At 64.8% G+C, this 25,969-nt stretch carries 27 protein-coding genes and 1 riboswitch; of the genes, 11 read left to right on the forward strand and 16 right to left on the reverse strand.

Translation table 11 applies throughout. From position 1 onward, the window contains the following. Positions 1–32: 32 nt before the first annotated feature. Positions 33–887, reverse strand: coding sequence for a LysR family transcriptional regulator (locus GC1_RS05295; protein WP_019295771.1), 855 nt, complete (start codon positions 885–887; stop codon positions 33–35). Between the two features lie 110 nt (positions 888–997). Between GC1_RS05295 and GC1_RS05300 the strand changes: the two genes are divergently transcribed. Together GC1_RS05300 and GC1_RS05305 are read left to right on the forward strand one after the other, a co-directional pair. Next, positions 998–1,786, forward strand: coding sequence for a HalD/BesD family halogenase (locus GC1_RS05300; protein ID WP_019295772.1), 789 nt, complete (start codon positions 998–1,000; stop codon positions 1,784–1,786). Next, positions 1,783–3,033, forward strand: a complete 1,251-nt coding sequence (locus tag GC1_RS05305) for a M24 family metallopeptidase (protein ID WP_019295773.1) — start codon at positions 1,783–1,785, stop codon at positions 3,031–3,033. The genes GC1_RS05300 and GC1_RS05305 overlap by 4 nt, the downstream gene beginning before the upstream one ends. Positions 3,034–3,137: 104 nt before the next feature. Here the strand turns inward: GC1_RS05305 and metZ are convergent, their stop codons facing one another. Next, positions 3,138–4,328, reverse strand: coding sequence for an O-succinylhomoserine sulfhydrylase (gene metZ, locus GC1_RS05310; protein ID WP_029204875.1), 1,191 nt, complete (start codon positions 4,326–4,328; stop codon positions 3,138–3,140). A gap of 61 nt (positions 4,329–4,389) precedes the next feature. Next, a riboswitch (SAM riboswitch) is annotated at positions 4,390–4,468 on the reverse strand. A 136-nt stretch (positions 4,469–4,604) separates the two neighbouring features. Here metZ and GC1_RS05315 point away from each other — a divergent pair. After that, positions 4,605–5,294 (forward strand): glutathione S-transferase N-terminal domain-containing protein, encoded by a 690-nt coding sequence (locus GC1_RS05315; protein WP_019296885.1) that lies wholly within the window; start codon positions 4,605–4,607, stop codon positions 5,292–5,294. A 91-nt stretch (positions 5,295–5,385) separates the two neighbouring features. Here GC1_RS05315 and GC1_RS05320 read toward each other — a convergent pair whose 3' ends face one another. The 4 genes from GC1_RS05320 to GC1_RS05335 form a co-directional block, all read right to left on the reverse strand. Beyond that, a complete protein-coding gene (locus tag GC1_RS05320; RefSeq protein ID WP_019296884.1) occupies positions 5,386–5,997 on the reverse strand; it encodes an inner membrane-spanning protein YciB in 612 nt (203 codons plus the stop codon). Positions 5,998–6,027: 30 nt separating this feature from the next. After that, positions 6,028–6,930 (reverse strand): DMT family transporter, encoded by a 903-nt coding sequence (locus tag GC1_RS05325; RefSeq protein ID WP_019296883.1) that lies wholly within the window; start codon positions 6,928–6,930, stop codon positions 6,028–6,030. Between the two features lie 86 nt (positions 6,931–7,016). Then, positions 7,017–8,195, reverse strand: coding sequence for a signal recognition particle-docking protein FtsY (gene ftsY, locus GC1_RS05330; protein WP_019296822.1), 1,179 nt, complete (start codon positions 8,193–8,195; stop codon positions 7,017–7,019). 77 nt (positions 8,196–8,272) lie between these two features. Next, entirely contained in the window at positions 8,273–8,914 is a 642-nt protein-coding gene (locus GC1_RS05335; RefSeq protein ID WP_019296821.1) for a lysoplasmalogenase, read from the reverse strand. Between the two features lie 131 nt (positions 8,915–9,045). Here GC1_RS05335 and GC1_RS05340 point away from each other — a divergent pair, with 131 nt between their 5' ends. Further along, a complete protein-coding gene (locus tag GC1_RS05340; protein ID WP_019296820.1) occupies positions 9,046–9,441 on the forward strand; it encodes a hypothetical protein in 396 nt (131 codons plus the stop codon). Positions 9,442–9,496: 55 nt separating this feature from the next. On the opposite strand, the gene xseA is transcribed toward GC1_RS05340, so the two are convergent. Next, on the reverse strand, positions 9,497–10,987 hold the full coding sequence (gene xseA / locus GC1_RS05345; protein ID WP_019296819.1) for an exodeoxyribonuclease VII large subunit: 1,491 nt from the start codon (positions 10,985–10,987) through the stop codon (positions 9,497–9,499). A gap of 136 nt (positions 10,988–11,123) precedes the next feature. Between xseA and purD the strand changes: the two genes are divergently transcribed. Beyond that, positions 11,124–12,389, forward strand: coding sequence for a phosphoribosylamine--glycine ligase (gene purD / locus GC1_RS05350; protein WP_019296818.1), 1,266 nt, complete (start codon positions 11,124–11,126; stop codon positions 12,387–12,389). Between the two features lie 262 nt (positions 12,390–12,651). After that, positions 12,652–13,137 carry a GNAT family N-acetyltransferase gene (locus GC1_RS05355; RefSeq protein WP_052260518.1) on the forward strand — a complete coding sequence of 162 codons (486 nt, stop codon included), beginning with the start codon at positions 12,652–12,654 and terminating at the stop codon, positions 13,135–13,137. Between the two features lie 243 nt (positions 13,138–13,380). Here GC1_RS05355 and GC1_RS05360 read toward each other — a convergent pair whose 3' ends face one another. From GC1_RS05360 to GC1_RS05370, 3 genes are all read right to left on the reverse strand, one after another. Then, positions 13,381–15,105, reverse strand: coding sequence for a DUF1217 domain-containing protein (locus GC1_RS05360; protein WP_019296816.1), 1,725 nt, complete (start codon positions 15,103–15,105; stop codon positions 13,381–13,383). Between the two features lie 251 nt (positions 15,106–15,356). Next, positions 15,357–16,160 (reverse strand): FG-GAP repeat domain-containing protein, encoded by an 804-nt coding sequence (locus tag GC1_RS05365; RefSeq protein ID WP_029204870.1) that lies wholly within the window; start codon positions 16,158–16,160, stop codon positions 15,357–15,359. Next, positions 16,160–16,483 carry a 2Fe-2S iron-sulfur cluster-binding protein gene (locus tag GC1_RS05370; RefSeq protein ID WP_019296814.1) on the reverse strand — a complete coding sequence of 108 codons (324 nt, stop codon included), beginning with the start codon at positions 16,481–16,483 and terminating at the stop codon, positions 16,160–16,162. The genes GC1_RS05365 and GC1_RS05370 overlap by 1 nt, the downstream gene beginning before the upstream one ends. A gap of 166 nt (positions 16,484–16,649) precedes the next feature. Between GC1_RS05370 and GC1_RS05375 the strand changes: the two genes are divergently transcribed. The 5 genes from GC1_RS05375 to GC1_RS05395 all read left to right on the forward strand — a co-directional run bounded on the left by GC1_RS05375 (position 16,650) and on the right by GC1_RS05395 (position 19,301). Continuing rightward, the gene (locus GC1_RS05375; RefSeq protein WP_019296813.1) at positions 16,650–17,084 is read left to right on the forward strand and encodes an OB-fold nucleic acid binding domain-containing protein; all 435 of its coding nucleotides are present in this window, start codon (positions 16,650–16,652) and stop codon (positions 17,082–17,084) included. Between the two features lie 68 nt (positions 17,085–17,152). Beyond that, positions 17,153–17,683 carry a peptidoglycan-binding domain-containing protein gene (locus GC1_RS05380; RefSeq protein WP_019296812.1) on the forward strand — a complete coding sequence of 177 codons (531 nt, stop codon included), beginning with the start codon at positions 17,153–17,155 and terminating at the stop codon, positions 17,681–17,683. A 90-nt stretch (positions 17,684–17,773) separates the two neighbouring features. After that, positions 17,774–18,442: a Crp/Fnr family transcriptional regulator gene (locus GC1_RS05385; protein WP_019296811.1), complete on the forward strand. Its 669-nt coding sequence runs from the start codon at positions 17,774–17,776 to the stop codon at positions 18,440–18,442. 340 nt (positions 18,443–18,782) lie between these two features. Continuing rightward, the gene (locus GC1_RS05390; protein ID WP_019296810.1) at positions 18,783–19,076 is read left to right on the forward strand and encodes a class I SAM-dependent methyltransferase; all 294 of its coding nucleotides are present in this window, start codon (positions 18,783–18,785) and stop codon (positions 19,074–19,076) included. A gap of 30 nt (positions 19,077–19,106) precedes the next feature. Next, positions 19,107–19,301, forward strand: a complete 195-nt coding sequence (locus GC1_RS05395; RefSeq protein ID WP_019296809.1) for a hypothetical protein — start codon at positions 19,107–19,109, stop codon at positions 19,299–19,301. A gap of 64 nt (positions 19,302–19,365) precedes the next feature. On the opposite strand, the gene GC1_RS05400 is transcribed toward GC1_RS05395, so the two are convergent. From GC1_RS05400 to rpiA, 6 genes are all read right to left on the reverse strand, one after another. Next, positions 19,366–20,802: a Do family serine endopeptidase gene (locus GC1_RS05400; RefSeq protein ID WP_152612484.1), complete on the reverse strand. Its 1,437-nt coding sequence runs from the start codon at positions 20,800–20,802 to the stop codon at positions 19,366–19,368. A gap of 294 nt (positions 20,803–21,096) precedes the next feature. After that, on the reverse strand, positions 21,097–21,291 hold the full coding sequence (locus GC1_RS05405) for a DUF2065 family protein (RefSeq protein WP_019296807.1): 195 nt from the start codon (positions 21,289–21,291) through the stop codon (positions 21,097–21,099). After that, entirely contained in the window at positions 21,291–22,169 is an 879-nt protein-coding gene (gene hflC, locus GC1_RS05410; RefSeq protein ID WP_019296806.1) for a protease modulator HflC, read from the reverse strand. The genes GC1_RS05405 and hflC overlap by 1 nt, the downstream gene beginning before the upstream one ends. Continuing rightward, positions 22,169–23,317, reverse strand: coding sequence for an FtsH protease activity modulator HflK (hflK, locus tag GC1_RS05415; RefSeq protein ID WP_019296805.1), 1,149 nt, complete (start codon positions 23,315–23,317; stop codon positions 22,169–22,171). Before hflK ends, hflC begins: the two co-directional genes overlap by 1 nt. Positions 23,318–23,398: 81 nt before the next feature. Further along, positions 23,399–24,754, reverse strand: a complete 1,356-nt coding sequence (gene gor, locus GC1_RS05420; protein ID WP_029204869.1) for a glutathione-disulfide reductase — start codon at positions 24,752–24,754, stop codon at positions 23,399–23,401. 331 nt (positions 24,755–25,085) lie between these two features. After that, positions 25,086–25,874, reverse strand: a complete 789-nt coding sequence (gene rpiA, locus GC1_RS05425) for a ribose-5-phosphate isomerase RpiA (protein ID WP_019296803.1) — start codon at positions 25,872–25,874, stop codon at positions 25,086–25,088. Between the last annotated feature and the right edge of the window lie 95 nt (positions 25,875–25,969).

Consider the following 25,969-nt stretch of genomic DNA (forward strand, 5'->3'; position numbering starts at 1 on the left):
ACGGATCCGCCATTTGCGGCAGAACCGGCGCCTTATCGGACCCCCAGCACCTCTGCAAGGGTCCGCAAGCGGCGCGAGCGCGACTTGTAATGCGCCGTCACCAGCACATAGGGCCGCGGCATCTCCAGCGCCGGGCCGTCCAGGCGGTGCAGCCTGCCCGCACGGACTTCGCCGCCCACAACCTGTTCCGGCAGCAGCGCAATCCCCAGTCCCGCCTGCACCAGCGCCACCACAGAGGGCACCGACTGCCCGATAACCGCCGAGGCCAATTCCGCCCGCTCAATTGCGTGCTGCACAAAATACTGCCGCCAGCCCGGCACCGAGGAAATGGTCTCGCCCCAGCTGACCTCCACCAGCGGCGCCGTCCGGATGTCCATGTGCTGGTCCCTGCCAACCGGCACCAGCCGGTCCGTGAACAGGGGCTGCGTCCGGTGCTCCGGATGTTCGCCGCCATATGTCAGCCGCGCATCAATCCCCTCCGCCTCCAGGTCGATCCGGTCGTCCTCGATCCTGAGCCGCACCGGCACATCCGGCCGCACCTCCGCAAAACTCTTCAGCCGCTCCGGCAGCCACAGCTGCGCCAATGCGGGCGTGGCTGAGATCACCAGCGGCCGGCGGGTGCCGCCTTCGGTCAGCGCCTCGGTGAAGCTGGCAATCTCCGCCAGCGACATCGCCGCCTTCTGGTAATAATCCCGCCCCGCATCGGTCAGCCGCACCTGGTTGGCGCGGCGGGTGAACAGCTTCAGCCCCAGCCACTCCTCCAGGTTCTTCACCTGCATCGACACCGCGGCAGAACTGACGCCCAGCTCCGCTCCGGCAGCCGAAAAGCTCCCGGTCCGGGCGGCGCATTCAAAGGCGCGCAAAGCGTTCAAGGGCGGCAGCTTCATGGCCGCACAGTGCAAGAAAATCTTATGCTCGCCAAGATATTTTGTAGTGGTCAGATCGCCGCCCGGCGCGCAGGCTTGGGAAAAGCCTGAAAGACCCCAAGGAACACCCCATGCGCGATATTCTCGATCTCGACCGTTACCCGCTCGACCGCCCCGGCACCCCGGAATGGCAGGCCTTGGTCGACCGCTGCCGCGCCGAGCTGGTGGCGGACGGCATGTTCAGCCTCGAAGGCCTGATGAAACCGGAGGTCGCCCAGAGTGCTGCCGACGCTCTGACGGGCAAGTTCGAGACCGAAAGCTTCCACCACAAGCGCTGGCACAACATCTATTTCAAGGACGCCGTCGACGGCCTGGCACCGGACCACCCGGCCCTGCAAAAGGTCGAGACCTCGAACTTCACCCTCTGCGCCGACCAGTTCCCGGGCTCGCCCGTGCTGCGCCTCTATGACTGGCCGCCGTTTGCGGAATTCCTGGCCGCCACCATGGACAAGCCCGCGCTCTACACCATGGACGACCCGCTGGCGCGGCTGAACATCATGTCATATGGCGCCGACCAGGCGCTGAACTGGCATTTCGACCGCTCCGAGTTCACCACAACCATGCTGCTGCAGGCGCCTGACGAGGGCGGCGAGTTCATCTACAGCCCCGAACTGCGCACGGACGATGACCCGAACTACGAAGGTGTTGAGCGGCTGCTGGCGGGCCAAGACCCCAATATGCGCGTGATTACCCTTGATCCCGGCACCCTCAATATCTTCCGCGGCAAGAACTCCCCCCACCGGGTCGGCACGGTGAAAGGAGACAAGACCCGGGTGATCGCAGTCTTCACCTTCTACGAAAACCCGGGCGTGCGGTTTTCGGACGAGGAAAACATCGGCTTCTACGGCCGCGCGTCATGACCGAACTGGCCGTTTTCAAGGACGAGCGCAAACGTACCTTCCTGAATGCAGAAGGTTCGGACATGCCGCTGAAATCACCGCTGGGCCAGGACGTTCTGGACCGTGCCCGCGCCTGCCGCCTGCAGCGGCTGCGCGATGAATTGGCCCGTCAGGACGTGGCGGGCCTTCTGCTCTATGACCCGGTCAACATCCGCTATGCCTTTGACTGCTCCAATATGTCGATCTGGACCGCCCACAACCCGATCCGCTACGCGCTGATCCTGAACGGCGGCCCCGGCATCATGTTCGAATTCAAGGGCTGCGAGCATCTGAACGACGGGCTGCCCGGCATTGATGAAGTCCGCAATGCCATCGGCTGGATGTTCATGTGCGCAGGCGACAAGGCCACGGACCGGCTGACGCCCTGGGCAGCGGAGATCTCGGATCTGGTCAAGCAATACGGCGGCGGCAACCTGCGCCTCGGCGTTGACCGGATGGAGCCCGAGGGTGTGCACGCCCTGTCAGAACACGGCCTCCAGATCATCGACGGCGGCCAAATCACGGAAACCGCCCGCGCCATCAAATCCGCGGATGAAATAGAACTGATGCGCTGGACCATCCGCGTCTGCGAGGCAGGCATGGCCCGGATTTATGACCACTCAGTACCCGGCGTGACCGAGCAGGAACTCTGGGCGCATCTGCATTTCGAAAACGCCCGCTCCGGCGGCGAATGGCTGGAAACCAAGCTCCTCACCTGCGGCCCCAACACCAACCCCTGGTACAAGGAATGCTCAGCCCGCGAATGCCGCGCGGGTGAAATGATCTCCTTCGACACCGACATGATCGGCCCCTACGGCTATTGCGCCGACCTCTCGCGCAGCTGGACCTGCGGCTATGTGCCGATGAATGATAAGCAAAAGCGTCTGTACGCGGCAGCACGGGAGCAGATCGAGCACAACATGGCGCTCTTGCAGCCCGGCCTCAGCTTTGCCGAGTTCAACGCCAAGAGCTGGCAAATCCCCACCCCCTATCAGCCCTACCGCTACTCGCTGGCCGCGCATGGCGTCGGCATGGCAGACGAATGGCCGGTGGTGCCGCTGCATGTGGACTTCGCCGGTGCCCATGGCGGGTGCTTCGAGGAGAACATGGTGATCTGCATCGAAAGCCTGATCGGCGAAAGAGGCTCCGAGTCGGTCAAGCTGGAAACCCAGGTGCTGGTCACCGCGGACGGGCCGCTGCGGCTCGACAGCTTCCCCTGGGAGATGTGACCAGGCAAAAAAGAGAGGGGGCTGTCTGCCCCCTCTTGAGCCTGCGGCTCAATTCACCCCCGAGAGTATTTTCGACCAGAAAGAAGCAGCTTTCCGGCAGATTTTCAGGCCTGCGAGGCCTCCAGTGCCGCTGTCAGGTCGGCGATCAGGTCATCCGCATCCTCAAGGCCCACCGAGAAACGCACCAAGCCCGGGGTAATGCCCAGCTCGTCCTTCAGCTCATCCGTCAGACGCTGGTGGGTGGTGGTCGCCGGATGGGTGGCGATGGATTTCGCGTCGCCCAGGTTGTTGGAGATCACCGGGATGGTCATCGCGTTCAGGAACTTGAACGCAGCCTCCTTGCCACCCTTCAGGTCCAGCGACAGGACGGTGCCGCCCTTGCCGCCCAGCTGGGTCTGCACCAGCGCGTTTTGCGCGTGGTCCTTCAGCCCCGGGTAAATTGTGCGTTCCAGCGCCGGGTGGCCGCTCAGCGCTTCCGCGATTTTCAGCGCGGTCTCGGCCTGGGCGTTCACACGCAGCGACAGGGTCTCCAGCCCCTTCAGCATCACCCAGGCATTGAACGGGCTGAGCGAACCGCCGGTGTGCTTCATATAGGGTTCCAGCGTGCCGCGGATGTAGTCCTTGGTGCCCAGCACCACCCCGCCCAGCGCCCGGCCCTGGCCGTCGATATGCTTAGTCGCGGAGTAGATCACCACATCGGCGCCCTGCGCAATGGCGTCGGAAAACACCGGGGTCGAGAACACGTTGTCCACCACCACGGTGGCGCCAACCGAATGCGCAATCTCCGCAACGCCCGCGATGTCGATCACCTCCAGCGTCGGGTTCGACATGCTCTCGAAAAACACAGCCCTGGTGTCCGGGCGCACCGCCGCCTTCCAGGCCTCCAGATCGGTGCCGTCGATGAACGTCACCTCAACTCCGAAACGGCCCAGCACATCGGCCAGGATATAGTTGCAGGAGCCAAACAGCGCCTTAGCCGACACGATGTGGTCGCCCGCCTTCACCAGCGAGGTCAGCGCGCCGTTCACGGCCGCCATGCCCGATGCGGTGGCAAAGGCATCCTCTGCCCCTTCCAGCGCCGCGATGCGCTTCTCGAACATGTCGACGGTCGGGTTGCCGTAACGGGCATAGATGAACTCGTCCGGGCCGGTCTCGATGAACCGCGCCTCGGCCTGCTCGGCGCTGTCGTAGACGAACCCTTGCGTCAGGAAAATCGCCTCGCTCACCTCGTTGTACTGGCTGCGGCGGGTGCCGCCATGCACCAGCTTGGTGCGCTTGTTCCAGTTGTCGCTCATCTCTTCTGTCTCCTCGCGCCCATAGCGCACAAAAAACCCCCAATCGGCCAAGCGAAAGGGGGTCCTTCACGTCCTGACCTCTTTAGCGGGATTGTTTAACGTGGCCCGCAATCCGGTAACAAATCGCCACGATGTGATGCTTGGGCTTTACGCATCTTGCGGGATTCGGTCAAGCGGCAGCATGTCCGGCTTTCACAGGGATGTGAGCCGCCCTGCCCCTTGCCCGCCCCCCGCGCCCCGTGCTCCTGTGGCCGGGCACACTGACGGAGGCACGCGATGCAGGACCCGATCCAGCTCTATTACTGGCCCACGCCGAACGGCTGGAAAATCTCCATCGCGCTGGAGGAAATGGGCCTGCCCTACGAGGTCACCCTGATCGACATCGGCAAGGGAGACCAATTCGCGCCGGAGTTTCTGAAGATTTCCCCTAACAACCGGATGCCCGCCATTGTGGATCCGGACGGGCCGGACGGCGCGCCGGTCTCGCTGTTCGAAAGCGGTGCCATCCTGCAATACCTCGCCCGCAAGACCGGGCAGTTCTACGGCGCGGACGAGCGTGCCCGCCTGACTGTGGATCAATGGCTGATGTGGCAGATGGGCGGCGTCGGACCAATGGCGGGACAGGCGCATCACTTCCTGAAATACGCCCCCGAGGATCTGCCCTATGCCAAGGACCGCTACCGTTCTGAAGTCGCCCGCCTCTACGGCGTGCTTGACCGGCGGCTGGCGGAGAATGAGTATGCGGCGGGCGTGGACTATACAATTGCCGACATCGCGGTCTGGCCCTGGGCCTCGCTCTGGGAGGGCCAGCAGCAGACACTCGAGGACAAGCCGCATCTTGCCCGCTGGCTTGATCTGATGTGGTCCCGCCCCGGTGTGGTGGCCGGCCGGGCGCTGCATGCGGACCTGCGGGCGGACAGGTCCGACAGCAAGGCGCAGCAGGTGATTTTCGGCCAGGGCCGCTAAGCCGCGCAGCCGCAGCGCACCGCCCGGCCAAAGGCTTCAAGCGTCATCTTTGATGACGCGCGAAGACGCGGGAGCCCGCCGCTGTCCACGGTTACTCGGCCGGGCCGGCTTCTTCCTCGATCCCGTATGTCTGCAGCAGCCGCCCCTGGAACATGAAAAAGGCAAACATCGCCACCGGCAGCCCGAAGGTCTTGAAATAGACCCAGGTCTCGGTGCTCTGGGTGCGCCAGATCAGCTCATTCGCCACCGCCAGGCCAAAGAAGAACGCGCAAAGCCGCCGGGTCAGGATCATCCAGCCCTCCTGCTTCAAGGGCATCAGCTCCTCCATCACCACCTTGAGCCAGCTTTGGCCGCGCAGGAGGCCGATGCCCAGCAGCCCGCCGAACAGCAGATACAGCATCGTCGGCTTCATCTTGATGAAACGGTCGTCGTTGAACCACACCGACATGCCGCCGAACAGCACCACCAGGATGAGCGTGGCAAACTGCATCCGCGACAGATGGCCGGTCAGCTTCCACAACGCCAGTGTGGACGCCACCATCAGCGGGATGAACGCCGCGGTGATGACGATGAAGCCCTTGTACTCGCTGCCGCCGATCAGAAACACCTCATCCTTCAGCTTCAGATAGCCGATGAAAAACAGGACAACTGGGCCCAGTTCCAGCAGCATCTTCAGGGTCGGGTTGATCTTCTTTGCGGCCATGGGGCCTCCTGTCAGTTCTGCACGCGGGCTTTAGCCGCCCACTTCCACTATCACGGCGCCCAGGGCGATCAAAGCCATCAAGGCAATCCGCCGCGGCCCCACCGTTTCCTTCAGCACCAGCCAGCCGATGAGGGCGGCAAACACGGTGGAGGTCTCGCGCAGCACCGCCGCCTCCCCCACCTTGTCGAGCCGGGTCGCCAGCATGATGGCGCCAAAGGACGCAAACGCCACCAGCCCGCCAAAGAAGCCCCGCACCATCAGCGGCCCCGGTTCGGGCGGCGCAGGCATGGTCCGCCAGTGGGCAAAGGCGATCACCGGGAACACCAGCCCGTCGATCATGAAAAACCACGCCAGGAAGGTGAACGGATCCGCCGTCGCCCGGATGCCATAGGCGTCATATGTGGTGTAGGCGGCCACAAACAACCCGGTCACCACCGCCAGCCCCAGAGCAATTCCCAAGGTGTCCCGGTTAACCGTCAGGTAGCGGTAGTTGTACCCTGCAAGGCCGAAGATCCCCGCCAGCAGCACCGCCACCCCCAGCCATTGCACCGGGGTGAACACCTCGCCGAACAGGAAGAAAGAGCCGATCACCGTGAACAGCGGCCCGGTGCCGCGCACCACCGGGTAAACCACCGTATAGCTGCCCTTGGTATAGGCCAGCGCCTGAAACAGCTTGTAGAAGACGTGGATCACCCAGGCGACGAAGAAAATCAGCCACATATGCGGCTCCGGCCAAGGCACCACGAACAGCGCAAAGGGCGCCGCCATCACGCAGTAGGAAAAGTCGATTGCCCCGCGCGACAGCCAGGGGTCATGCCGCCCCTTCTGCAATGCGCCGAAAACCGCGTGCAAAAAGGCCGCCCAAATGGCCAGGAACAACGCCGCCTGATGCCCAGCCTCGGTGCCTTCCAGGGAGATCAGCCAATCGCTCAAATCAAATGCCTTTGCTCCGGAAGGGAGCACCGGGGGCTGCCTGCCCCCGGACCCCCGGGGATATTTCTAGCCAGATGAAGGGCAGATCAGTTCTTTTCCAAACCGGTCAGCGCCGCGGCAAATTCCTCGGGATCAAACGGCGCCAGGTCGTCGATCTGCTCACCCACACCGATGGCGTGGATCGGCAGGCCGAACTTGTCCGCCAGCGCCACAAGAACCCCGCCCTTGGCAGTGCCGTCCAGCTTGGTCATCACCAGGCCCGACACGTCCGCCAGCTGCTGGAAGGTGCCGACCTGGCTCAGCGCGTTCTGGCCGGTGGTGGCATCCAGCACCAGAAGCGTGTTGTGCGGCGCGGTCTCGTCCTTCTTGCGGATGACGCGGACGATCTTGGCCAGCTCCTCCATCAGGTCTGCCCGGTTCTGCAGCCGCCCGGCGGTGTCGATCATCAGGAGGTCAGCACCGTCTTCCTGTGCCTTGGTCATGGCATCAAACGCCAAGGAGGCCGGGTCGGATCCTTCGGGCGCTGTCAGCACCGGCACGCCTGCCCGGTCGCCCCAGACCTGCAGCTGTTCGACAGCGGCGGCGCGGAAGGTGTCGCCCGCAGCAATCACCACCTTCTTGCCGGCGCCCTTGAACTGGCTGGCCAGCTTGCCGATGGTGGTGGTCTTGCCGGAGCCGTTCACGCCCACAACCAGCACCACCTGCGGGCGCTTTGCGTAGATCGGCAAGGGCTTCGCCACCGGCTCCATGATGCGCGCCACTTCCTGCGCCAGCAATTCCTTGATCTCGCGGCTGGAAACCTTCTTGCCCATCCGCCCCTCGGCCAGGTTGGCAGTCACCCGCAGTGCGGTGTCCACCCCCATGTCGGCGGCAATCAGCAGCTCTTCCAGCTGCTCCAGCATGTCGTCATCCAGCGCCCGGCGCGGTTCAGCCGCCGTGGTGCGCCCTATCAGGCGGCCCAGCAGGCCCGGCGATTTCTTCTCAGGCTCCGGCGCAGGCTGCGGTGCCGGTGCGGGCTTGGGTTCCGCAACGGGCTGCGGTGCCGGCGCGGGTTCGGGCGCAGGCTCCGGCTCGGCAACAGGTTCCGGCTGCGGAACCGGCGCAGGCGCGGGCTGTTCCGGGGTTACCGCAGGGGACTCTGCCAGGGCCTCCACAGCCTCAGCCGCGCTGCTGTCCGCGCCCTCCTCGACAATCGCATCGAGCCCCTGCTCGAGCTTGGAGGAGGATTTGAACAGCCGCTCCTTGAGCTTTGAGAAAAACGCCATCTTGGTCTCCGCAAAAGGGTCTGCACCCCACCTAATGCGGATTGGGCCGGAGTGCAAAGCGCTAGGCGCCGCGAAACTCAGGAAAATGCCGCCAGAAAGCCCGCTTGCGCCCCCCAATAAAGCGGCCAGACCGCAAAGGGCGTGATCCGGCGCAGCGCATGATCGTCCGGCAGCACGAAGGTCTCCGCCGCCAGCACCATGTCCGACAGCATGAAGGCGCAGGCCGCGGCAAAAACCCAATAGCCGAACGGCAGCGTCAGCGCCGCCGCCCCCATGCCAAGGATGATCGGGATATAGGCCAGCACAGGCCCCTTCAACGCGCCTGCCCGGGGTGCCAGGATGCGCGCCATGACCAGTCCCAGCACCAGGAGAGCCGCTGCGATGGCAATCCCCGGCATCTGCAAAAGCTGCACCGGATCACTATCCCCCCGGGTCAGGAACAGCACCGCATAGGCCAGGTGGCCGGCGGCAAAGGCGCCGACACCGGCCATGAACGCCCCCTCCCCGTCGCGCGACAGGAACAGATCGCCCAGCGCGCAGAGACCCAGCGCCACGGCCAGCAGCCAGGGTGCCCCCAGCAGCAGCGCCGCCAGCGCCAGCAAGGCAACAGAGGCGGTTTTCAACAGGCTGCGCAGCACCCCCGGCGGCTGCGCAGCCAACAGCAGGTAGATCAGCGCACAGGCTGCAGCCCCCGCCCAAAGCACCATTTCCGCCGTCATGCCCTGCTTCCCCTTTGATTTTCCGCCACTCTGTCCGCGCAAGCCGTTCGCCGTCAAAGGTGACCCCGCGGGAGCCTGTTCAGAAAACGCAAGGCTTGGAGCATCCGCTGCTCCTGAGGCACAATACCCTCATGCGCTTCGTGATGATTCTCCTGCTCGCTGCCCTGCCCGCCCCGCTGGCGGCGGGGGAGCCGTTGAGTGCGGGCGAGTTTGACCGCTACACCCAGGGCCGCACGCTGTTCTACGGCTTTGGCGGTGCCATGTACGGGGTCGAGCGCTACCTGCCAAACCGCCGGGTGATCTGGTCCTTTCTGGACGGCAAATGCCAGGAAGGCAGCTGGTACGAGGAAGCAGGTCAGATCTGCTTTGTCTACGAGAACCGCGACGACCCGCAGTGCTGGACCTTTGAGCTGACACCGCGCGGGCTGACGGCGCGGTTCGAGGACGACCCGGCCTCAACAGAACTTTATGAGGCCGAGGATATCGGCGAGGATATGCTGTGCTACGGCCCCGACGTCGGCGCCTGAGGCAAGCCGGGGTGCAGCGGGTATTTGAAACCAGAAAGAAGCCGGAGGCCGGCCCCTAGAACAGCGAGCCCTGGCCGCCCCCGGGCGGTTTTGGCGTGCCCTTTTTCGGCGCCTGTGCTGCTCCGCCCTCCAGATCCAGCGTGCCATCGGCAAATTCGATCTGCAGCGCGTCTGCCCTGGCGGCAGCGGCCTTGGTTGTCAGGATTTCATCGCCCGAGCGCACCACCGCATAGCCGCGCTCCAGTGTTGCCTTGTAGCTGAGGATCTCAAGCTGCCTCCCGGTGGCACTCAAGGCCTGTCGCTGGCGGTCGATGCGCGCGGCCTGCGCCGCATCCAGCCGCTGCGCCAGCCGCCCCAGTGCATCCTTCTGCGCCGTTACTTCACGCTGGATCGGCCGCAGGCTGAGGCGCGAGGCAAGGTTTTGCAGCCGGTCGCGCCGTCCCCCAACCAGCTGCCGCAGGGTGGCAGGGCGCAAGCTGGCCGCGGTCTCGCTTAGATGCAGCCGGCGCCGCTGCACGCCATTGATCAGCGCACCGGGCAACCGGTCTGAAATCCGGTCCAGCCGCTGGCGCGGGGTTTCCAGCAGGGTGTCTGGCTTGGGCAGAGCCCGGGCCAGATCATTAAGCCGCTGGCGCCTGAGTTGCACCGCCTGCCCGGCAGCACGGGTCAGCCGCGCGCCCTGGTTCTCACTCCAGGCCATCAGTTCCAGCCGCACCGGCACCGCCAGCTCCGCCGCCGCGGTCGGGGTCGGCGCCCGGCGGTCGGACACAAAGTCGATCAGCGTGGTATCCGTCTCATGCCCGACGGCAGAGATCAGCGGGATCTGCGAGGCCGCCGCAACGCGCGCCACGATCTCTTCATTGAAGCCCCAAAGATCCTCGATCGAGCCGCCGCCACGGGCGACGATGATCAGATCGGGCCGCGGCAGCGCGCCGCCCGGCGTCAGGCGGTTGAAGCCTTCGATGGCGCGGGCCACCTCGGGCGCGCAATTCTGCCCCTGCACGGCAACCGGCCAGACCAGCACCTTACGCGGGAACCGGTCGCGCAGCCGGTGCAGGATATCGCGGATCACCGCGCCCGAGGGCGACGTAACCACCCCGATGATCTGCGGCAGATAGGGCAGAGGTTTCTTGCGCTCCGGCGCAAACAGGCCCTCCGCCTCCAGCTGCTTCTTGCGCTTTTCCAGCAGCGCCATCAGCGCGCCCTGCCCGGCAACCGCAACCTCATCGACGTTCATGTTGTACTTGGACTGCGCGCCAAAGGCTGTCAGCCGGCCGGTGACCACCACTTCCAGCCCTTCCTCCGGCACCACCGACAAGCCGCTGATCTGCCCCTTCCAGGTGGTGCAGGCCAGCACCGAACGGTCGTCCTTGATGTCATAATAAAGATGCCCGGAGCGCGCCTTGAACACACGGCCCACCTCGCCCTTCACCCGAATACGGCCAAAGGTGCCCTCCAGCGTGCGCTTCACCTCGCCGGAAATCTCCGAAACGGTGAATTCCGGGGCGTTCTGTCCCGGCTGCGGGTCGTCAAACAGGTCGGACATCGGGGGCTGCTCTCCTGCGGCCTTTGGCCGGTCTTGTTTTGAAGTCGCGCGCAGCATAGAACGCGCGGCAAGCAAGGCAAGCCCCGGGATGCGGCCCGCGGCGCCACAGGGCTCAGGCAGATCGGAGAATGCGCCAATGAACATCCTTATCCTCGGCAGCGGCGGGCGTGAACATGCACTGGCCTGGGCCGTGATGCAGAACCCCAAATGCGACAAGCTGATCGTGGCGCCGGGCAACGCAGGCATCGCCCAGATCGCCGATTGCGCGGCCTTTGACATCGAGGACGGCGGAGCGGTTGTGAGTTTTGCCGAGGAAAACGCCATCGACTTCGTGATTGTCGGCCCCGAGGCCCCACTGGCTGCGGGCGTCGCCGACCGGCTGCGCGAGGCTGGCATCCTGGTGTTCGGTCCTTCCGAGGCGGCCGCCCGGCTGGAAGCCTCCAAAAGCTTCACCAAGGAAATCTGCGACGCGGCAAATGCCCCCACCGCAGGCTACGGCCATTTCACCGATGCCGAAGCCGCCAAGGCGCATGTGCGTGCCAACGGCGTGCCCACCGTGGTCAAGGCGGACGGCCTGGCCGCAGGCAAGGGCGTCATCATCGCCATGACTGAGGACGAGGCCATGGCGGCCATCGACGACATGTTCGGCGGCGTCTTCGGCGGCGCCGGTGCCGAGGTGGTGATCGAAGAATTCATGGAAGGCGAGGAAGCCTCCCTGTTTGTGCTGGTCGACGGCGAGGACGTGCTGGCAATCGGCTCCGCCCAGGACCACAAGCGCGTCGGCGAGGGCGACACCGGCCTCAACACCGGCGGCATGGGCGCCTACTCCCCCGCACCGGTCCTGTCGGCTGAGGTCGAGGCCCGCGCGATGGAAGAGATCGTGAAGCCCACAATGCGAGTGATGGCAGAGCGCGGCATGCCCTATCAGGGCGTGCTCTATGCGGGCCTGATGATCAAGGACGGGCAGCCGCGGCTGGTGGAATACAACGTCCGCTTCGGTGATCCGGAATGCCAGGTGCTGATGATGCGCCTCGGCGCCCAGGCGCTGGACCTGATGCACGCCGCGGCTGAGGGCCGCCTAGGCGAAGCGCAGGTGAACTGGGCCGATGACCATGCGATCACCGTGGTGATGGCCGCTGAGGGCTACCCGGGGTCTTACGAGAAGTTTTCCGAGATCAAGGGCCTGGACGCGCTGCCCGAGGACAGCAGCAACATGGTGTTCCACGCGGGCACCAAGGCGCAGGACGGTAAGGTGCTGGCGGTTGGCGGCCGGGTGCTGAACGTGACCGCCCGCGGCAACACCCTGCAGGAGGCCCGCGACCGTGCCTATGCGATGGTGGACGGAGTGGACTGGCCCCAGGGCTTCTTCCGCCGCGACATCGGCTGGCGCGCGCTGAAGTAATCAGGCCCAGCCCACGGGGTTCCGGCAAGCGCTCCCGCCTGCTCCGGACCAATCACAGATTGATCCTCACAGTTGGGCGTGGCCGGGCGCTGCCGCGCCCGGCCAGAGGCGCCCTGAAAGGCTGTGGCGCGGATCAGTCTCCGCCGTTTGCCGGCTCCGCCTCAGAAGGCTATCCTGCGGCGCAGGGAGGAAAACACATGCTGCACCTGCCCCCCATTTGCCGCCTGCACCGGTCCCGGATGCCTGCCCAAAGACCGGCTCAATGACCGCGCCCCGGCGGCTCTCTCCCGATGATCCCAGCCTGAGGGATGTGCTGGACCTGATCCAGCGCAGCTTTGCCTTTATGGAGGGGCGCATCGACCCGCCGTCCTCCATGCACCGCTTGACGCTGGCCGCCCTGCAGGACCAATGCCGCGATGGTGAAATCTGGGGCATCGGCACCCCGCCCGCGGCCTGCATCTTCCTGACGCCCAGACCCGATTGCCTCTATCTGGGCAAACTGGCGGTGGACGAAACCCATCGCGGTACCGGGCTCGCCCGCACGCTGGTGGAGCTGGCCGCAACCCGCGCTGCGGCACTTGGCTTGCCGGTACTGCGGTTGCAGACCCGGGTCGAGCTGACAAAAAACCACGCGGCCTTTGCCCGCATGGGCTTCCGCAAAACCGGCGAAACCGCGCATCCCGGGTTTGACAGGCCAACCTCGGTGACCATGGAGAAATCCGTGCCGGCCCACCCCGCCCGCGCCTGAGCCGCAGGCCGGTCTGCCTGGACGGGAAGCGCCAAACCTGCTGCCAAAGCTCCGCCTGGCTGCATGCCAATGCATGGGAAACTGCGATCAGCCTTGTTCCGCCAGCCTGAAGGCACCGGGCAAGCTTTCAATCGTTGCCGCGGATACAGGCCGCCCGTGCCGGGCAACCGTGTCAAGCCGCAAGGGCCGCTTTGGAAACTTGCAGATCATGCGCCTGCAGCCCAAGCCTAGGCGCTTGCTGCCCTAGAACCCGCCGATATCCGTCATCAGCAGGAACCGCCTGCGGAACTGGTCGAGCATGTCCGGCTCCAGCAGATCCGCGGGATGGGTGACCCCGAAGGCCGCCTGTGTGCGGTCCTTCATCTCACCCAGCTGGCGCTCGATATCCAGCTGGCCAAAACCGGAGGGCAGCACCAGCGCCGTCTCAAACACGGTGCGCAGCGGCGGCGATCCCATGATGTTGTACCAATGGGCGTTCTCGCTGCCGCCCTCATCCACCACCGCCTGCAGTTCGCGCTCAAACGCCAGCGCCAGCCGCATGTTGGGATCGGACTCGCCGATGGCAATCTCGAATTGCCGGGTGGTGTAAAGATCGGCAATCTCATCTGCAAAGCCGTCCGGGTATACCTGCGCCTCTGTGCCCTTGTTGAAGGAGAAGGCGTAAGCCATTGCTTTCATGTTGTTGTCATGGTGCAGATTGGCATAGGAAATCTCCGAGGACAGGTCCGAATCCAGCGTCTTGATCATCACGTTGAAATCGCTGTCCCGGTGGCTTAGCCCGAAGATGTCCAGCGAAGCCTCGAACAGGCTTAGGTCGAACACCAGCTCGGTGGCGGAGGACAGGCTGTCCAGCTTGTCGGTGATCTCGTCAGAAAACACCTGCATCTTGCTGACATGCTCCGGCCAGGTGTTCTGGAACGCATCGGCAAAATCGTAATAGGCGATGTTGTCCGGCTGGTTCACAAAGGAATTCGGGTCGCTCAGGTCCGATTCCAGCACTTGGCGCAGGAAGGTCTCGCCCCGGTCGCTGACGTTGAACTGGTCCAGCGCATCCGCCAGCAGCTCCGGGTTCTGCAGCAGTTCATCCGGGTCGGTCATCGCGTTGATGTCCGGATAGCCGAAGCCGAACGCGCGGGAGACGTTCAGATAGCGCGTGTCCTCCAGCTGGTTCACAAAGGAATCCGGATCGGTGGTGTCCGAATTCAGCACCCGCCGCAGGAAATCCTTGTTGGTGCGCTCCAGGTCGAAGGTCTCGATCACCGCCTGCAGCAGGTCTTCATCCTCCAAGAGGTCATCGGCGCTGGCCAGCCCTTCGGTATGCTGGTTGAACTCCGACACCAGCGCCTGGATGCTGTTGCCGTATTCCGGCGGCTTGCCGAACTCGAACTGCTTGGCGAAATCGGCAAAGCGGGTATCGGTCAGCTTGTTGGCAAAGGAGTCCGGATCGCTCAGGTCCGACTCCAGCACCTTCTGCAGGAAGAACTGGTTGTTCTCCATCCCCTTCAGGCCCACGTTGTCCAGCGCCTTTTTCAGCAGCGTCTGGTTGGACAGGAGGTCATCGGCGGTGGTGATGCCGGCAAATTCGCTGCCGCCCTTGGCACTGGGCAGCTGCGGGCCGTCCGGGCTGTTGAAGCCAAAGGTCTGCGCCAGCGCCAGGTAGCGGCTGTCATTGAGGCGGTTCACGAAGGACTTGGAATCACTCAGGTCCGAATCCAGCACCTTCTGGATGAAAGCCCGGTTGCCGATGTCCTCATCCAGGCCAAAAGCACCCAGTGTCACCTGCAGGAGATTGTAGTCGTCCAGCAGCTGGTCCGAGTTCTGGATGCTGGTGATGCGCTGCGTGAAATCCTGCACCCGGCGGTCCAGAATGGGCGATTTTTCAAACACTTCCTGCTGCTGGGCCTGGGTCCGCTGCAGGAAGGTCCAGCCGGCGATACCGGTGCCGAACACATAGGGTGTAAAACTCACGCGCGTGTCTCCTGTGAAAACATGCCCCAGCCGGCGCCGCCGGGCATTTCCCGTTTGCCGCAGGCTAGCTGAAGGGAATGAATATTTCGGAAACACCCGCGCGGCAGCGCGTTGAAGCATCCGCCCGCCGCAGGCCCTTGGGCAACAGTCAGCGCAGCTCTCCCGCCTGTTTCAGCCCATCCGGGGATGGGCCGCACCGTTGGGCCGCGCGCCGCGCAAGGCGCGGCGCGGACAGTTTGCCCCTGCTGCGCTCAGCGGCAGGCCAGTGCATCCGCCAGCCTGGTGTCAGGATCAAAGGGACCGATCTCCCGGGCAGTGATTTCACCATCCTGCAGCCGCGCGGCAATGATCCGGCGCCAGTCGCCGCTCACCATCACCAGTTCCGCGCCCTGCCCGCAGTCGCGGATGCCGGAGGTGATGAAATCCTCGCCAATGCGGTGATTGGTCAGGCCCGCCTTGCTTGCCACCTCATGCAATGCGCCGTCCCGGAAGCGCCAAATGCGCAGGGTTTTCGCCAGATGCGGCCGGTCGATATAGGCGATTTCCACATGCCCGTCGCCATCCAGATCCGCCGCACCGATGGGCGCCAGCCAGCGGTGGCTTGTGCCAATATGAGGGGTTTCGGCGATCTTGCCTTCCGCGCCGTAGAGCGCCAGCGCCGCGCCAAGGTTCATATCGGTCTCGACCACCAGCACCTCGGGGCTGCCGTCGCCGTCCACATCCGCCAGCCGCGGCGCGATGTCCTCGAACACATGGTCCTGCGGCAGGCGGATCAGGATTTCGGAGGTCTTGTAGTCCGCCGCCAGGGAAGCCCCGCTTCCCCCCGTGCTTGCAACCGTCAGCACCAGCGACCCGTATTCCACATCATCGCCCAGCACTGCATGGCCGTAGCGGGTGGTGGGATCGCCGTATTCCGCGCCGATCACCCCGGCGCCGGCCTCCTGCGCCAAAGGGCCGGCCAGGGCCAGCCCCAAACACAACGCCCGCAATACGCGGCGGGCGGAACGGGGCCGGGCGCGCATCCGCAGACGCCGCGCTGCCGCCCCCGCAGCCATCAGATCTGCTTTTCGGGCATGTGCACCACGAGGCCGTCCAGATCGTCACTCACCTTGATCTGGCAGGTCAGGCGCGAGCGGGCCGGATCGGGCTCATAGGCGAAGTCCAGCATGTCCTCTTCCATGTCATCCTTGGCGGGCAGCTTCTCGACCCAGTCCGGCGCGATGTAGACATGGCAGGTGGAGCATGCGCAGGCGCCGCCGCAATCGGCCTCGATGCCCGGAATGTTGTTGTCGCGCGCGCCTTCCATCACGGTCAGCCCGTTGGCCACATCCACCACGTGCTGGGTGCCGTTGTGCTCGATATAAGTGATCTTTGCCATTCGTCAGCTCTCTTCCCTTTTCCGGTACTTGCGCGACTGTGTAGCCAAGCGCCCGCGCCGGTGCCACCCCCAATTGCGACGCCGCCCTGCCGCTGCTGGACTTTCCCGCTCCATGTTCTATATTTGTTCACGTTCAAATATTCTCAACCGCAGGGCCGTTTTCCTCATGCCAGCCCCCGCTCCGGCCTATACAGCCCCCCGCACAGCAGACCGGCACGGCCCGTCCCCCTGGCCGCGCCCGCCCCACTGCCTGCCCGCCGCCCGGCTGCAAGAGCCGCCGGAGAACGCCCGCATCACCGTCGCGGGCCTGGTGATCCTGCGCCAGCGCCCCGGCACCGCCAAGGGGGTCATCTTCGTCACGCTCGAGGATGAGACCGGCATCGTCAACGTGATCGTCTGGCGCAAGATTTACGAAGCCTTCCGCCGCGCGGTGATCTCCGGGCGGATGCTGCGGGTCACCGGGCGGCTGCAGCGGGCGCATTCCGTCACCCATGTGATCGCCGAAGATGTGGAGGACATCTCGCCGATGCTCGACCTCCTGCTGGCGGATCAGGGCCGGACAGGCGATCCGGCCTTTGCGGATGGCGGCGAACTCGGCTAGGCTGCCGCCAAAGCAACGGCGCCAGCCCCCCGGGGACAGACAGAGGCGCCGGCATGAGGCACCCGGGCATGACGCCACCGATCTTTCTCCCCAGCCGGCGCCTGGCGCCTGCCCTGCTGCTGGCCATGCTTGCGGCCCTGACCGCCTGCGTCCAGCCGCACCCCGGCAACGAAACCTCCCGCGCCGGCCGCTACGCGCCGCCCGGCGCGCCCCCCGGCACCTGCTGGAGCACCCACACCTCCCCCGCCGTCATTGAAACCGTCACCAGCCAGGTGCTGGCCGAACCGGCGCAGCTGGACGCCAGCGGCCAGGTGATCCGCCCCGCCACCTTCCGCACCGAGACCCGGCAGGAAATCGTGCAGCCGCGGCAGGAGCAGTGGATCGAAATCCCCTGCCCCGAAATGATGACCCCGGACTTCATCCGCACCATCCAGCGGGCCCTGACGGCGCGCGGCCTCTACCGCGGCCCCGTGCATGGCCAGATGGACGCCGCCACCCGCAAGGCCGTGCAGCGCTACCAGGCGCCGCTGGGGCTGGACAGCGGCACCCTGACGCTGGCCTCCGCCCGCAAGCTGGGCCTGATCGCCGTCGCGGGCTGAACCGCGCGGTTCAGCTCCCCGGTTCCCAGCTGGCAAAGCCTCTGCTAAGGTCCGCCCACCGGGCCAAAGACATAACATGAGACAAACACCATGCTGACCACCCGCCTGCCGGACACCGGCTTTCTCTCCGGTGCCTCCGGCCCGCTGCGCCGGATGCTGGAGAGCCAGGCCACCGAGGTGCGCCTGCGCCAGGGCGAGGTGCTGTTCGAGCAGGGCGACGCCGGTGATGCGCTTTATGCGATTGCCGAAGGCGCTCTGGAGTTCTCGGTGCTCTCCGCCTCCGGCCGCAAGCTGTCGCTCGACATGATGCGCCCCGGTGCGGTGTTCGGCGAGATCACCCTGTTTGACCCGGGCGAGCGCACCGCCACCGCCATCGCCGCCGAACCTAGCCGGGTCCTGCGCCTGCGCAGCGGCGACGTGCTGGCGCAGATCCGCCAGTACCCGGACCTGGCCGCCGACCTGTTGCGGCTGGCGGGCCAGCGGATGCGCTGGATGAATACCCAGCTCAATGAACAGGTGTTCCTGCCGATGCCGGTGCGGCTCGCGCGCAAGCTCTTGTACCTCGCACCCGAAAGCAGCGACGGCCGCGTGGCTCTGTCGCAGGCGGAACTGGCGGAATTTGTCGGCGCCACCCGTGAAGCGGTCTCCAAGACGCTCGCCGCCTGGAAGCGCAGCGGCCTGGTCGGCATCAGCCGCGGCGGCGTGCAGATCCTCGACCGCAGCGAACTGGCGGTTCTGGCCGAGCCGGACTCGATCTGACCGCGCGGCAGAAAACTCCGCAATAAAATCCGCCCTCTGTAATCCCGGTCACAGAACACGGCCCCGCACCACGCCATAACGGCCTCATAGACGGCCGTTATCCGTTCCATCCCAATGGCCGCCTGTCCAACAAGAGCCATGTGCCCGCCAGCGCATGGCTCTTCCCCTTTTTGCGCATCAGTTGTGCCGCCTGCCCCGGAATTCTGCGAGAATTCCGGCTCGGAAAACACGAGTTTTCCGGGCCGTTTCCCGCGCTGGGAAGCGGCTGCCCGCTGCCATCCCTCTTGTTCAAGAATTATTCACTTAGCCATTGCCAGACCCGGCCGCTACGGTGCCGCACATGGCTTATGACTACGACAAACTCTACCGTGACACCCCGGATGCGCTTGGGGCACCGTCCCCCGCCTTCACCGGCTTTTTTGAGGAGCTGGGCACACAAAGTTTGGACGTGCTGGATGCAGGCTGCGGCCAGGGCCGCGATGCGCTGTTCATTGCCCGGCTGGGGCACCGTGTCACCGGCATCGACATTTCCCCGCATGGCATCCGGGACATGCTGGCCGCAGCGCAGCGGGAAAACCTCGACGTAACCGGCATCGCCGCTGATCTCACCACATGGGCGCCGGACAAGGACTAAGGTGTTCTGCTGTTTGACCGCACCCTGCATATGCTGGCCGCGCCGCAGCGGCGGGAACTGCTGACCCGCTGCCTGCCGCACGTGCGTCCGGGCGGCTGGGTGCTGATCTCGGATGAAAGGCGCAACCTGGAAGATTTCCGCCAGATCTTTGCCGAACAACCCGGCAGCTGGCGCACGGCAAAGGACAGCCGCGGCCTCCGTTTCATGCAGCTGGCCCGTCCCTGAGCCAACGAAAAAGGCCGGGCATTTGCCCGGCCTTCCCTTATTTCTCAGCGGTCCCTGACCCGGATCACTCCGACAGGTTCAGCGCCACAAAGCGCGGCTCGCCGCCGCGACGCACCAGCAGCAGCAGCGACTTGCGCCCCGCCTCCTTGGCTTCGCTGACACGCGCTTCCAGATCGCTGATCGAGGCCACCTTCTGCTGGCCCGCCTCGGTGATCACATCACCCGCACGCAAGCCCTTCTCCCAGGCTTCCGAGGTCTCATCCACCGACAGGACGGCCAGGCCCTCGACATCCTCAGCCACATTCAGCTCAGCACGCATCTGGTCGGTCAGCACGCCGACCGACAGGCCCAGCAGCTCCTTCTCGCTGCTGCCCGGCGCATCGCCGCTGCCGCTCTCGCTGGAGGGGCCGCGCTCGGCGTCTTCACGGCGGCCCAGGGTAATCCGCAGCGTCTCGGTCTTGCCCTCGCGGTAGACCACCACGCGCACAGTCTTGCCAACCTCGGCATTGCCGACCTGACGCACCAGGCCGCGGGTGTCCTTCACATCGGCGCCATCAAAGCTGACGATCACGTCACCGGCCAGCACGCCACCGTCCTTGGCGGGGCCTTCCGGCACATCGGTGACCAGCGCGCCGCGGGCTTTTTCCAAGCCCATCGCCTCTGCCAGATCCGAATCCACATCCTGGATCTTCACACCCAGCCAGCCGCGCCGCGTCTCGCCGAATTCCTTCAGCTGCGCCACAACCTTGACCACAACGTTGGAGGCCATCGAGAACCCGATGCCGATGGAGCCGCCATTGGGCGACAGGATCGCGGTGTTCACGCCGACCACATCACCGTCCATGTTGAACAGCGGCCCGCCGGAATTGCCGCGGTTGATGGCCGCATCGGTCTGGATGTAGTCGTCATATGAGCCCGAAAGCTCGCGGTTGCGGGCCGAAACGATGCCTGCGGAAACAGAGAACCCCTGCCCCAGCGGGTTGCCCATCGCCACCACCCAGTCGCCGACACGGGCGGTGTCGCTGTCACCAAACTTGACGTATTTCAGCGCCGACGGCGCCTCCACCTTCAACAGCGCGATATCGGTGTTGGGATCGGTGCCGATCACCTTGGCCGGCAGCAGCTCCTTGGGCTGGCCTTCGCCGGGGAAGAACTCGATCTCAATCTCGTCGGCCCCGTCGATCACGTGGTTGTTGGTGACGATATAGCCGTCCTCGGAAATCACAAAGCCGGAGCCCAGCGCCGAGGAGCGGCGCGGCCGGGTTCCATTGCCGTTGCGGTCCTGGAACTCGCGGAAGAAATCCTCGAACGGCGAACCTTCCGGCACGATCCCCTGCGGGCCGGTGCGGCCCTCGACAACGGTGCTGGTGGTGATGTTGACGACCGCGGGGCTGACCTTATCGGCCAGCGGCGCCAGGCTCTCGGGGCGGGCCATTGCGGTGACCGCCTGCATCAGCAGGACTGCCATGCTCAGCACCAGAAGCCAGGCCAGCCGGATCATCGCGCCGCTGCCGCCTGTCCGGCCGGAAGTTGCAATTGCCTGTGGCTGCACGGATCTACTCCTTGTCATTTTCAATTCTTCTCCCCTGCCCGGACAGGCGCAAACGCCGCATATGCCGGGCAAAGTCTTATGGACCCAATGTAGGAACTCTCCCCTGTCCCGCAACAAATGTTGCACGGAATAAAGCCGCTGTGATCCGGTTTTTGCCCTGTAACAGCGGGGGAGGCCCTGCTGAGGCTATCCTAGCAGGGAAAGATTACGGTTTCGCTGAAAAATTGGGGGGAAAGCGCCGCTTTAAATCCCCAGACGGAACGCCAGCCAGACCAGAATGAGACCCAGCGCCAGCGCCGCCAGACCTGCATTGCGGCGCTGATCTTCACTCAGCACCCGCAGCATTTCCAAGAGCCGCTCCACAAGCGAAGGGGCCAGTGCGTACACCAGCCCCTCTGCAATCAGTACCAGCCCGAGGGCCAGGAGGATGAACCCCATTACTGGACAGCCTTGCCGCCCGAGGACTTCAGGTAATTGAAGAACTCGTTGTCAGGCGACAGCACCAGCGAGGAATTGCCCGCCAGCAGCGAATTCGCGTAGGCGTTCAGCGAGCGGTAGAACTCGAAGAACTCCGCGTCGCGGCCATAGGCCGACGCAAAGATCGCGTTGCGCTCGGCATCCGCTTCACCGCGGATCACCTCGGCTTCGCGCTCGGCTTCCGACACCAGTTCAACCTCGGTCCGGTCGGCCTGCGCGCGCACGCGCTGCGCCGCCTCTTCACCGCGGGCAATCTCGTCCGCCGCTTCCCGTTCCCGCTCAGCGCGCATCCGGGCAAAGGTGGCTTCCAGGTTGGCCTGCGGCAGGTCGGTGCGCTTCAGCCGCACGTCGATCACCTCAAGGCCCAGCTGGCGCGCCTGAGTGATGGCGCCATTGCGGATCCGCAGCATCAGCGCGAAACGGTCCGAGGACAGGATGTCGTTGGAGCTGACGGAACCCAGCACCTCACGGGTCTGTGCCCGCATGATCTTGTCCAAACGCAGTTCCGCGGCACCAATGCCGCCGCCGCCGACGGCCTGACGGAAGGTATCCACATTGGCAATCCGGTAGCGCGAGAACGCATCCACGATCAGGCGGCGGTCATCCAGCGGGGTGACTTCCAGCGGACCGACTTCCAGGCTCAGGATGCGGTCGTCATAGCGCACCACATTGTCGATGACCGGCAGCTTGAACGCCAGGCCCGGGGCTTCCTTGATGTCCACCACCCGGCCAAAGCGAAGAACCAGCGCCTTTTCCCGCTCGTCCACGATGAAGATCGAGGACAGCACAGCAATCGCCGCGACCACCAGGACGGGCAGAAGAAGAGTAGATTTCCGCATCAGTTGCCCTCCTGCGATTTGCGCAGTTCATTGAGTGGCAGATAGGGCACGACGCCCTGGCCTTCGCCGCCTGCAGTGTCATCCAGGATGATCTTGTCGACCCGGCCCAGCACCTCTTCCATGGTTTCCAGGTACAGGCGCTTGCGGGTCACTTCCGGCGCTTTCTGGTATTCCTCCAGAACCGCGGTAAAGCGGCTCGCCTCACCCTGCGCCTCGTTCACTACCTGCGCACGGTAGGCCTCGGCCTCTTCCAGCGTCTGCGCGGCCTGGCCGCGGGCGCCAGCCAGCTTGCGGTTGGCATAGGCGTCAGCCTGCTTTTCCAGCCGGTCGCGTTCCTGGCCTGCGGATTGCACTTCGCGGAAGGCGTCCTTCACCGGCTCTGGCGGGTCGGCGCCGTCAAAGTTCACACGCACGATGTTCACGCCGCTGTCGTAGCTGTCCAGCGTCGATTGGATCAGCTCTTCCAGACGGGCGGTGATGGCGCCGCGGTCGCGGTTCAGGATCGGTGCCAGCTCGGACTGGGCGATGATCTCGCGCATCGCAGATTCCGACACCGCGTTGATGGTTGAGCGCGGGTCGCGCAGGTTGAACAGGAACCGCGCCGGGTCAGAGATGTTCCACACCACCTGGAAATCCACGTCGATGATGTTCTCGTCGCCGGTCAGCATCAGCCCGGCGTCAGAGCCGCGCGCGCCAGAACCGATGTTCTCGGTCTGCTCCACCCGCACGGGGATCACTTCCTTGGTGACCAGCGGCCAGGGCGCAAAGTTCAGGCCCGGCTGCCCGGTCGAGGAATATTCGCCCAGAAACAGTTCCACCGACTGCTCTTCCGGCTTGACGGTGTAGATGCTGGCAAAGCCCCACAGCACCGCGCCGGCAATAACTGCCAGCCCCAGGGTGCCCTTGGTGAACAGCGGCGCACCGCCGCCTCCGCCGCCGCGTGTGCCGCGGCCGCCGCCGGACCCGCCGCGCCCGCCCATCAGGACACGCAGCTGCTCCTGGCCTTTCTTCACCAGTTCGTCGATTTCCGGGATCTGGGGATCTTCCGGCTTACGGCCGCCGCCGTTGTTGCCGCCGTTGTTGCCCCGGTTGCCTCCGCCGCCGGAGGAGCCACCGCCCCCCCATGGGCCACCGCTATTGCCCGCCATTTGTCTCCTATCCGTTTGCTGCCGCCCGTCCCGACTTCAGAAAGGGCAGCATGTGAGGTCTGTTGTTGCCGGTTTGCCCGCTCAGGACGAGCGCACCGGGGTTTTCAAAGTTACCAACTCTTCCGACATTGTCGGGTGCACCGCAACCGTGCGGTCGAAATCTTCTTTGGTTGCACCCATTTTTACGGCGATTCCGGCCAGCTGGATCATCTCGCCCGCACCGGGTGCGACGATATGGCAGCCCAGCACCTTGCGGGTGGCCTTTGAGACGATCAGTTTCATCAGCACCCGCTGCGCCCGGCCGGCAAAGGCCTGCTGCATCGGTTTGAACGAGGTCGCATAAACCTCAACCGGCTCCTGCTCGCGCGCTTCTTCCTCGCTGAGGCCAATGGTGCCCATCTCCGGCTGGGTGAAGATCGCGGTCGGGATCAGCGCGTGGTCGGGGCTGGTCGGATTGCCCTTGAACACGGTCTCGACAAAGGCCATCGCCTCGCGGATCGCCACCGGCGTCAGCGCCACCCGGTCGGTCACATCGCCGATCGCATAGACCGACGGCACTGAGGTCTGGCTGTATTCATCGACGATGATCTCACCGTTGCGGCCGCGCTGCACGCCGATCTCTTCCAGGCCGAGGTTATCGGCATTGGGATGGCGGCCGGTGGCATACATCACCTTGTCGAACAGCCGCTCCTGGCCGTTGGTGGATTTCACGCGGATCTTGTCGCCTTCCTTGTGCATCTCCAGCACATTGGTGCCCAGATGCACGTCGATGCCGGCCTGGCACATCTCCTCGGAAATCAGCCCGCGCGCCTCGTCGTCGAAACCGCGCAGGATCTGCGCGCCGCGGTAGAATTGCGTGGTCTTGACGCCCAACCCGTTCATGATGCCCGCAAACTCGCTGGCGATATAGCCGCCGCCGACAATCAGCAGGCTTTCCGGCAGCTTGTCCAAATGGAACATCTCGTTCGAGGTGATCGCCAGTTCCGAGCCCGGGAACTCCGGCACCGTCGGCCAGCCGCCGGTGGCAATCAGGATGTGCTTGGCGGTCTTGCGGGTGCCGTCGGCCAGCTCCACCGTGTGGGCATCGGCCAGCTTGGCACGGCTGTCAAAGCTCTCGACGCCGTTGTTCTTCAGGATATTGCGGTAGATGCCTTCCAGCCGGTCCAGCTCGCCATGCAGCTTGCCCTTGAAGGCATCCCAGTCAAAGGCACCGGCCTTGATGTCCCAGCCATAGGCCTGCGCGTCCTCGACCATGCTGGAGTATTCAGACGCGAACACCATCAGCTTCTTCGGCACGCAGCCGCGGATCACGCAGGTGCCGCCATAGCGGTCCTCTTCCGCCAGCGCCACCTTGGCGCCTTCCTGCGCCGCCACCCGTGCCGCCCGCACCCCGCCGGAGCCGCCGCCGATGACAAACAGATCGTAATCAAAGCTCATGAAGTTCCGCCCTTTGCATTTCTTGATCAGGTGTATCCCATAACGGACCACCAAACGCCATATGCCCAAGTGGGCGTTCCCGCGCCGCATTCAACCTTTTGCATTGAATTTGCACAGGGTTGTGAGGCGGAATTCCGGTTTTCCGCCCCCCCATGGGCAGTGCATCCGAAGAAAACGGAATTCGGCGCGAATTCCGTCCTGAAATCCTGCGAGGATTTCAGACCCGTCTCCGCCGCCAGCTTTTAGAAGCCCTGCCCCCGGTTTCCGCGCCGGAAACCGGGCCGGATTCCTCGCAGGAATCCGGTTTGCAAAACGCGGAACGCAGCCGCACTCAATCCATCAAATCGGTGAACAGGTTGTCGGTTTCGACAAAATCCAGCTTGTCCTTCTCGACGGTGCCTTCGTTGATGTCGCGCACCTCAACACGGCCGTCGCCATAGCCGATCACCACCGTGTCGCAGATGTCAATGAACAGCCCGTTCTCGATCACCCCGGGGATCTGGTTCAAGACCAGCGCCAGCTGACGGGCATTGCCGATCCGTTTCAGATGCAGGTCCAGCAGGTAATTGCCCTCATCCGTCACAAATGGCGCCCCGCCGTTCATCCGCAGGGTGGAGCTGCGCCCCATCACATCCATCGACACCAGCGTCTCTTCGATCAGCGCCTGGCTGCTCTGCCAGCCGAACGGAAGCACCTCCACCGGCAGCGGGAAGGCGCCCAGGGTCTCCACCATCTTGCTGGCATCGGCAATCACCACCATCTGGTCAGAGGCCGTGGCGACAATCTTCTCCTGCAGATGCGCGCCGCCGCCGCCCTTGATCAGGTTCAGGTCCGGATCAAACTCATCGGCGCCATCAATGGTCACATCCAGCCACTTGGCCTCATCCAAAGAGACCACAGGGATGCCCACGTCCCGCGCCAGCGCCGCGGTGCGGCTGGAGGTCGGTACTGCGGTGATCCGCAAACCCTCCTTCTGCACCAGATCGCCCAGGCAGCGCACCAGCCAGGCCGCAGTTGACCCGGTGCCAAGCCCCACCCGCATACCATCTTCGACCATCTCTGCCGCCCGCTTGGCCGCAACGAATTTCGCCTTGTCGATGGGGGACAACTCTCCGGTCATCGCAGATCTCCATGCAAACGCTTTCCCCGCCGTTATAGGCGGTTAGCCGCCTCCGCGCGAGGGGGCTTTTGCGCCCCGCCCGCCGCCCGGCTGGA

Source organism: Leisingera sp. ANG1, from assembly GCF_000203975.2.
Taxonomy (GTDB): Bacteria; Pseudomonadota; Alphaproteobacteria; order Rhodobacterales; family Rhodobacteraceae; genus Leisingera.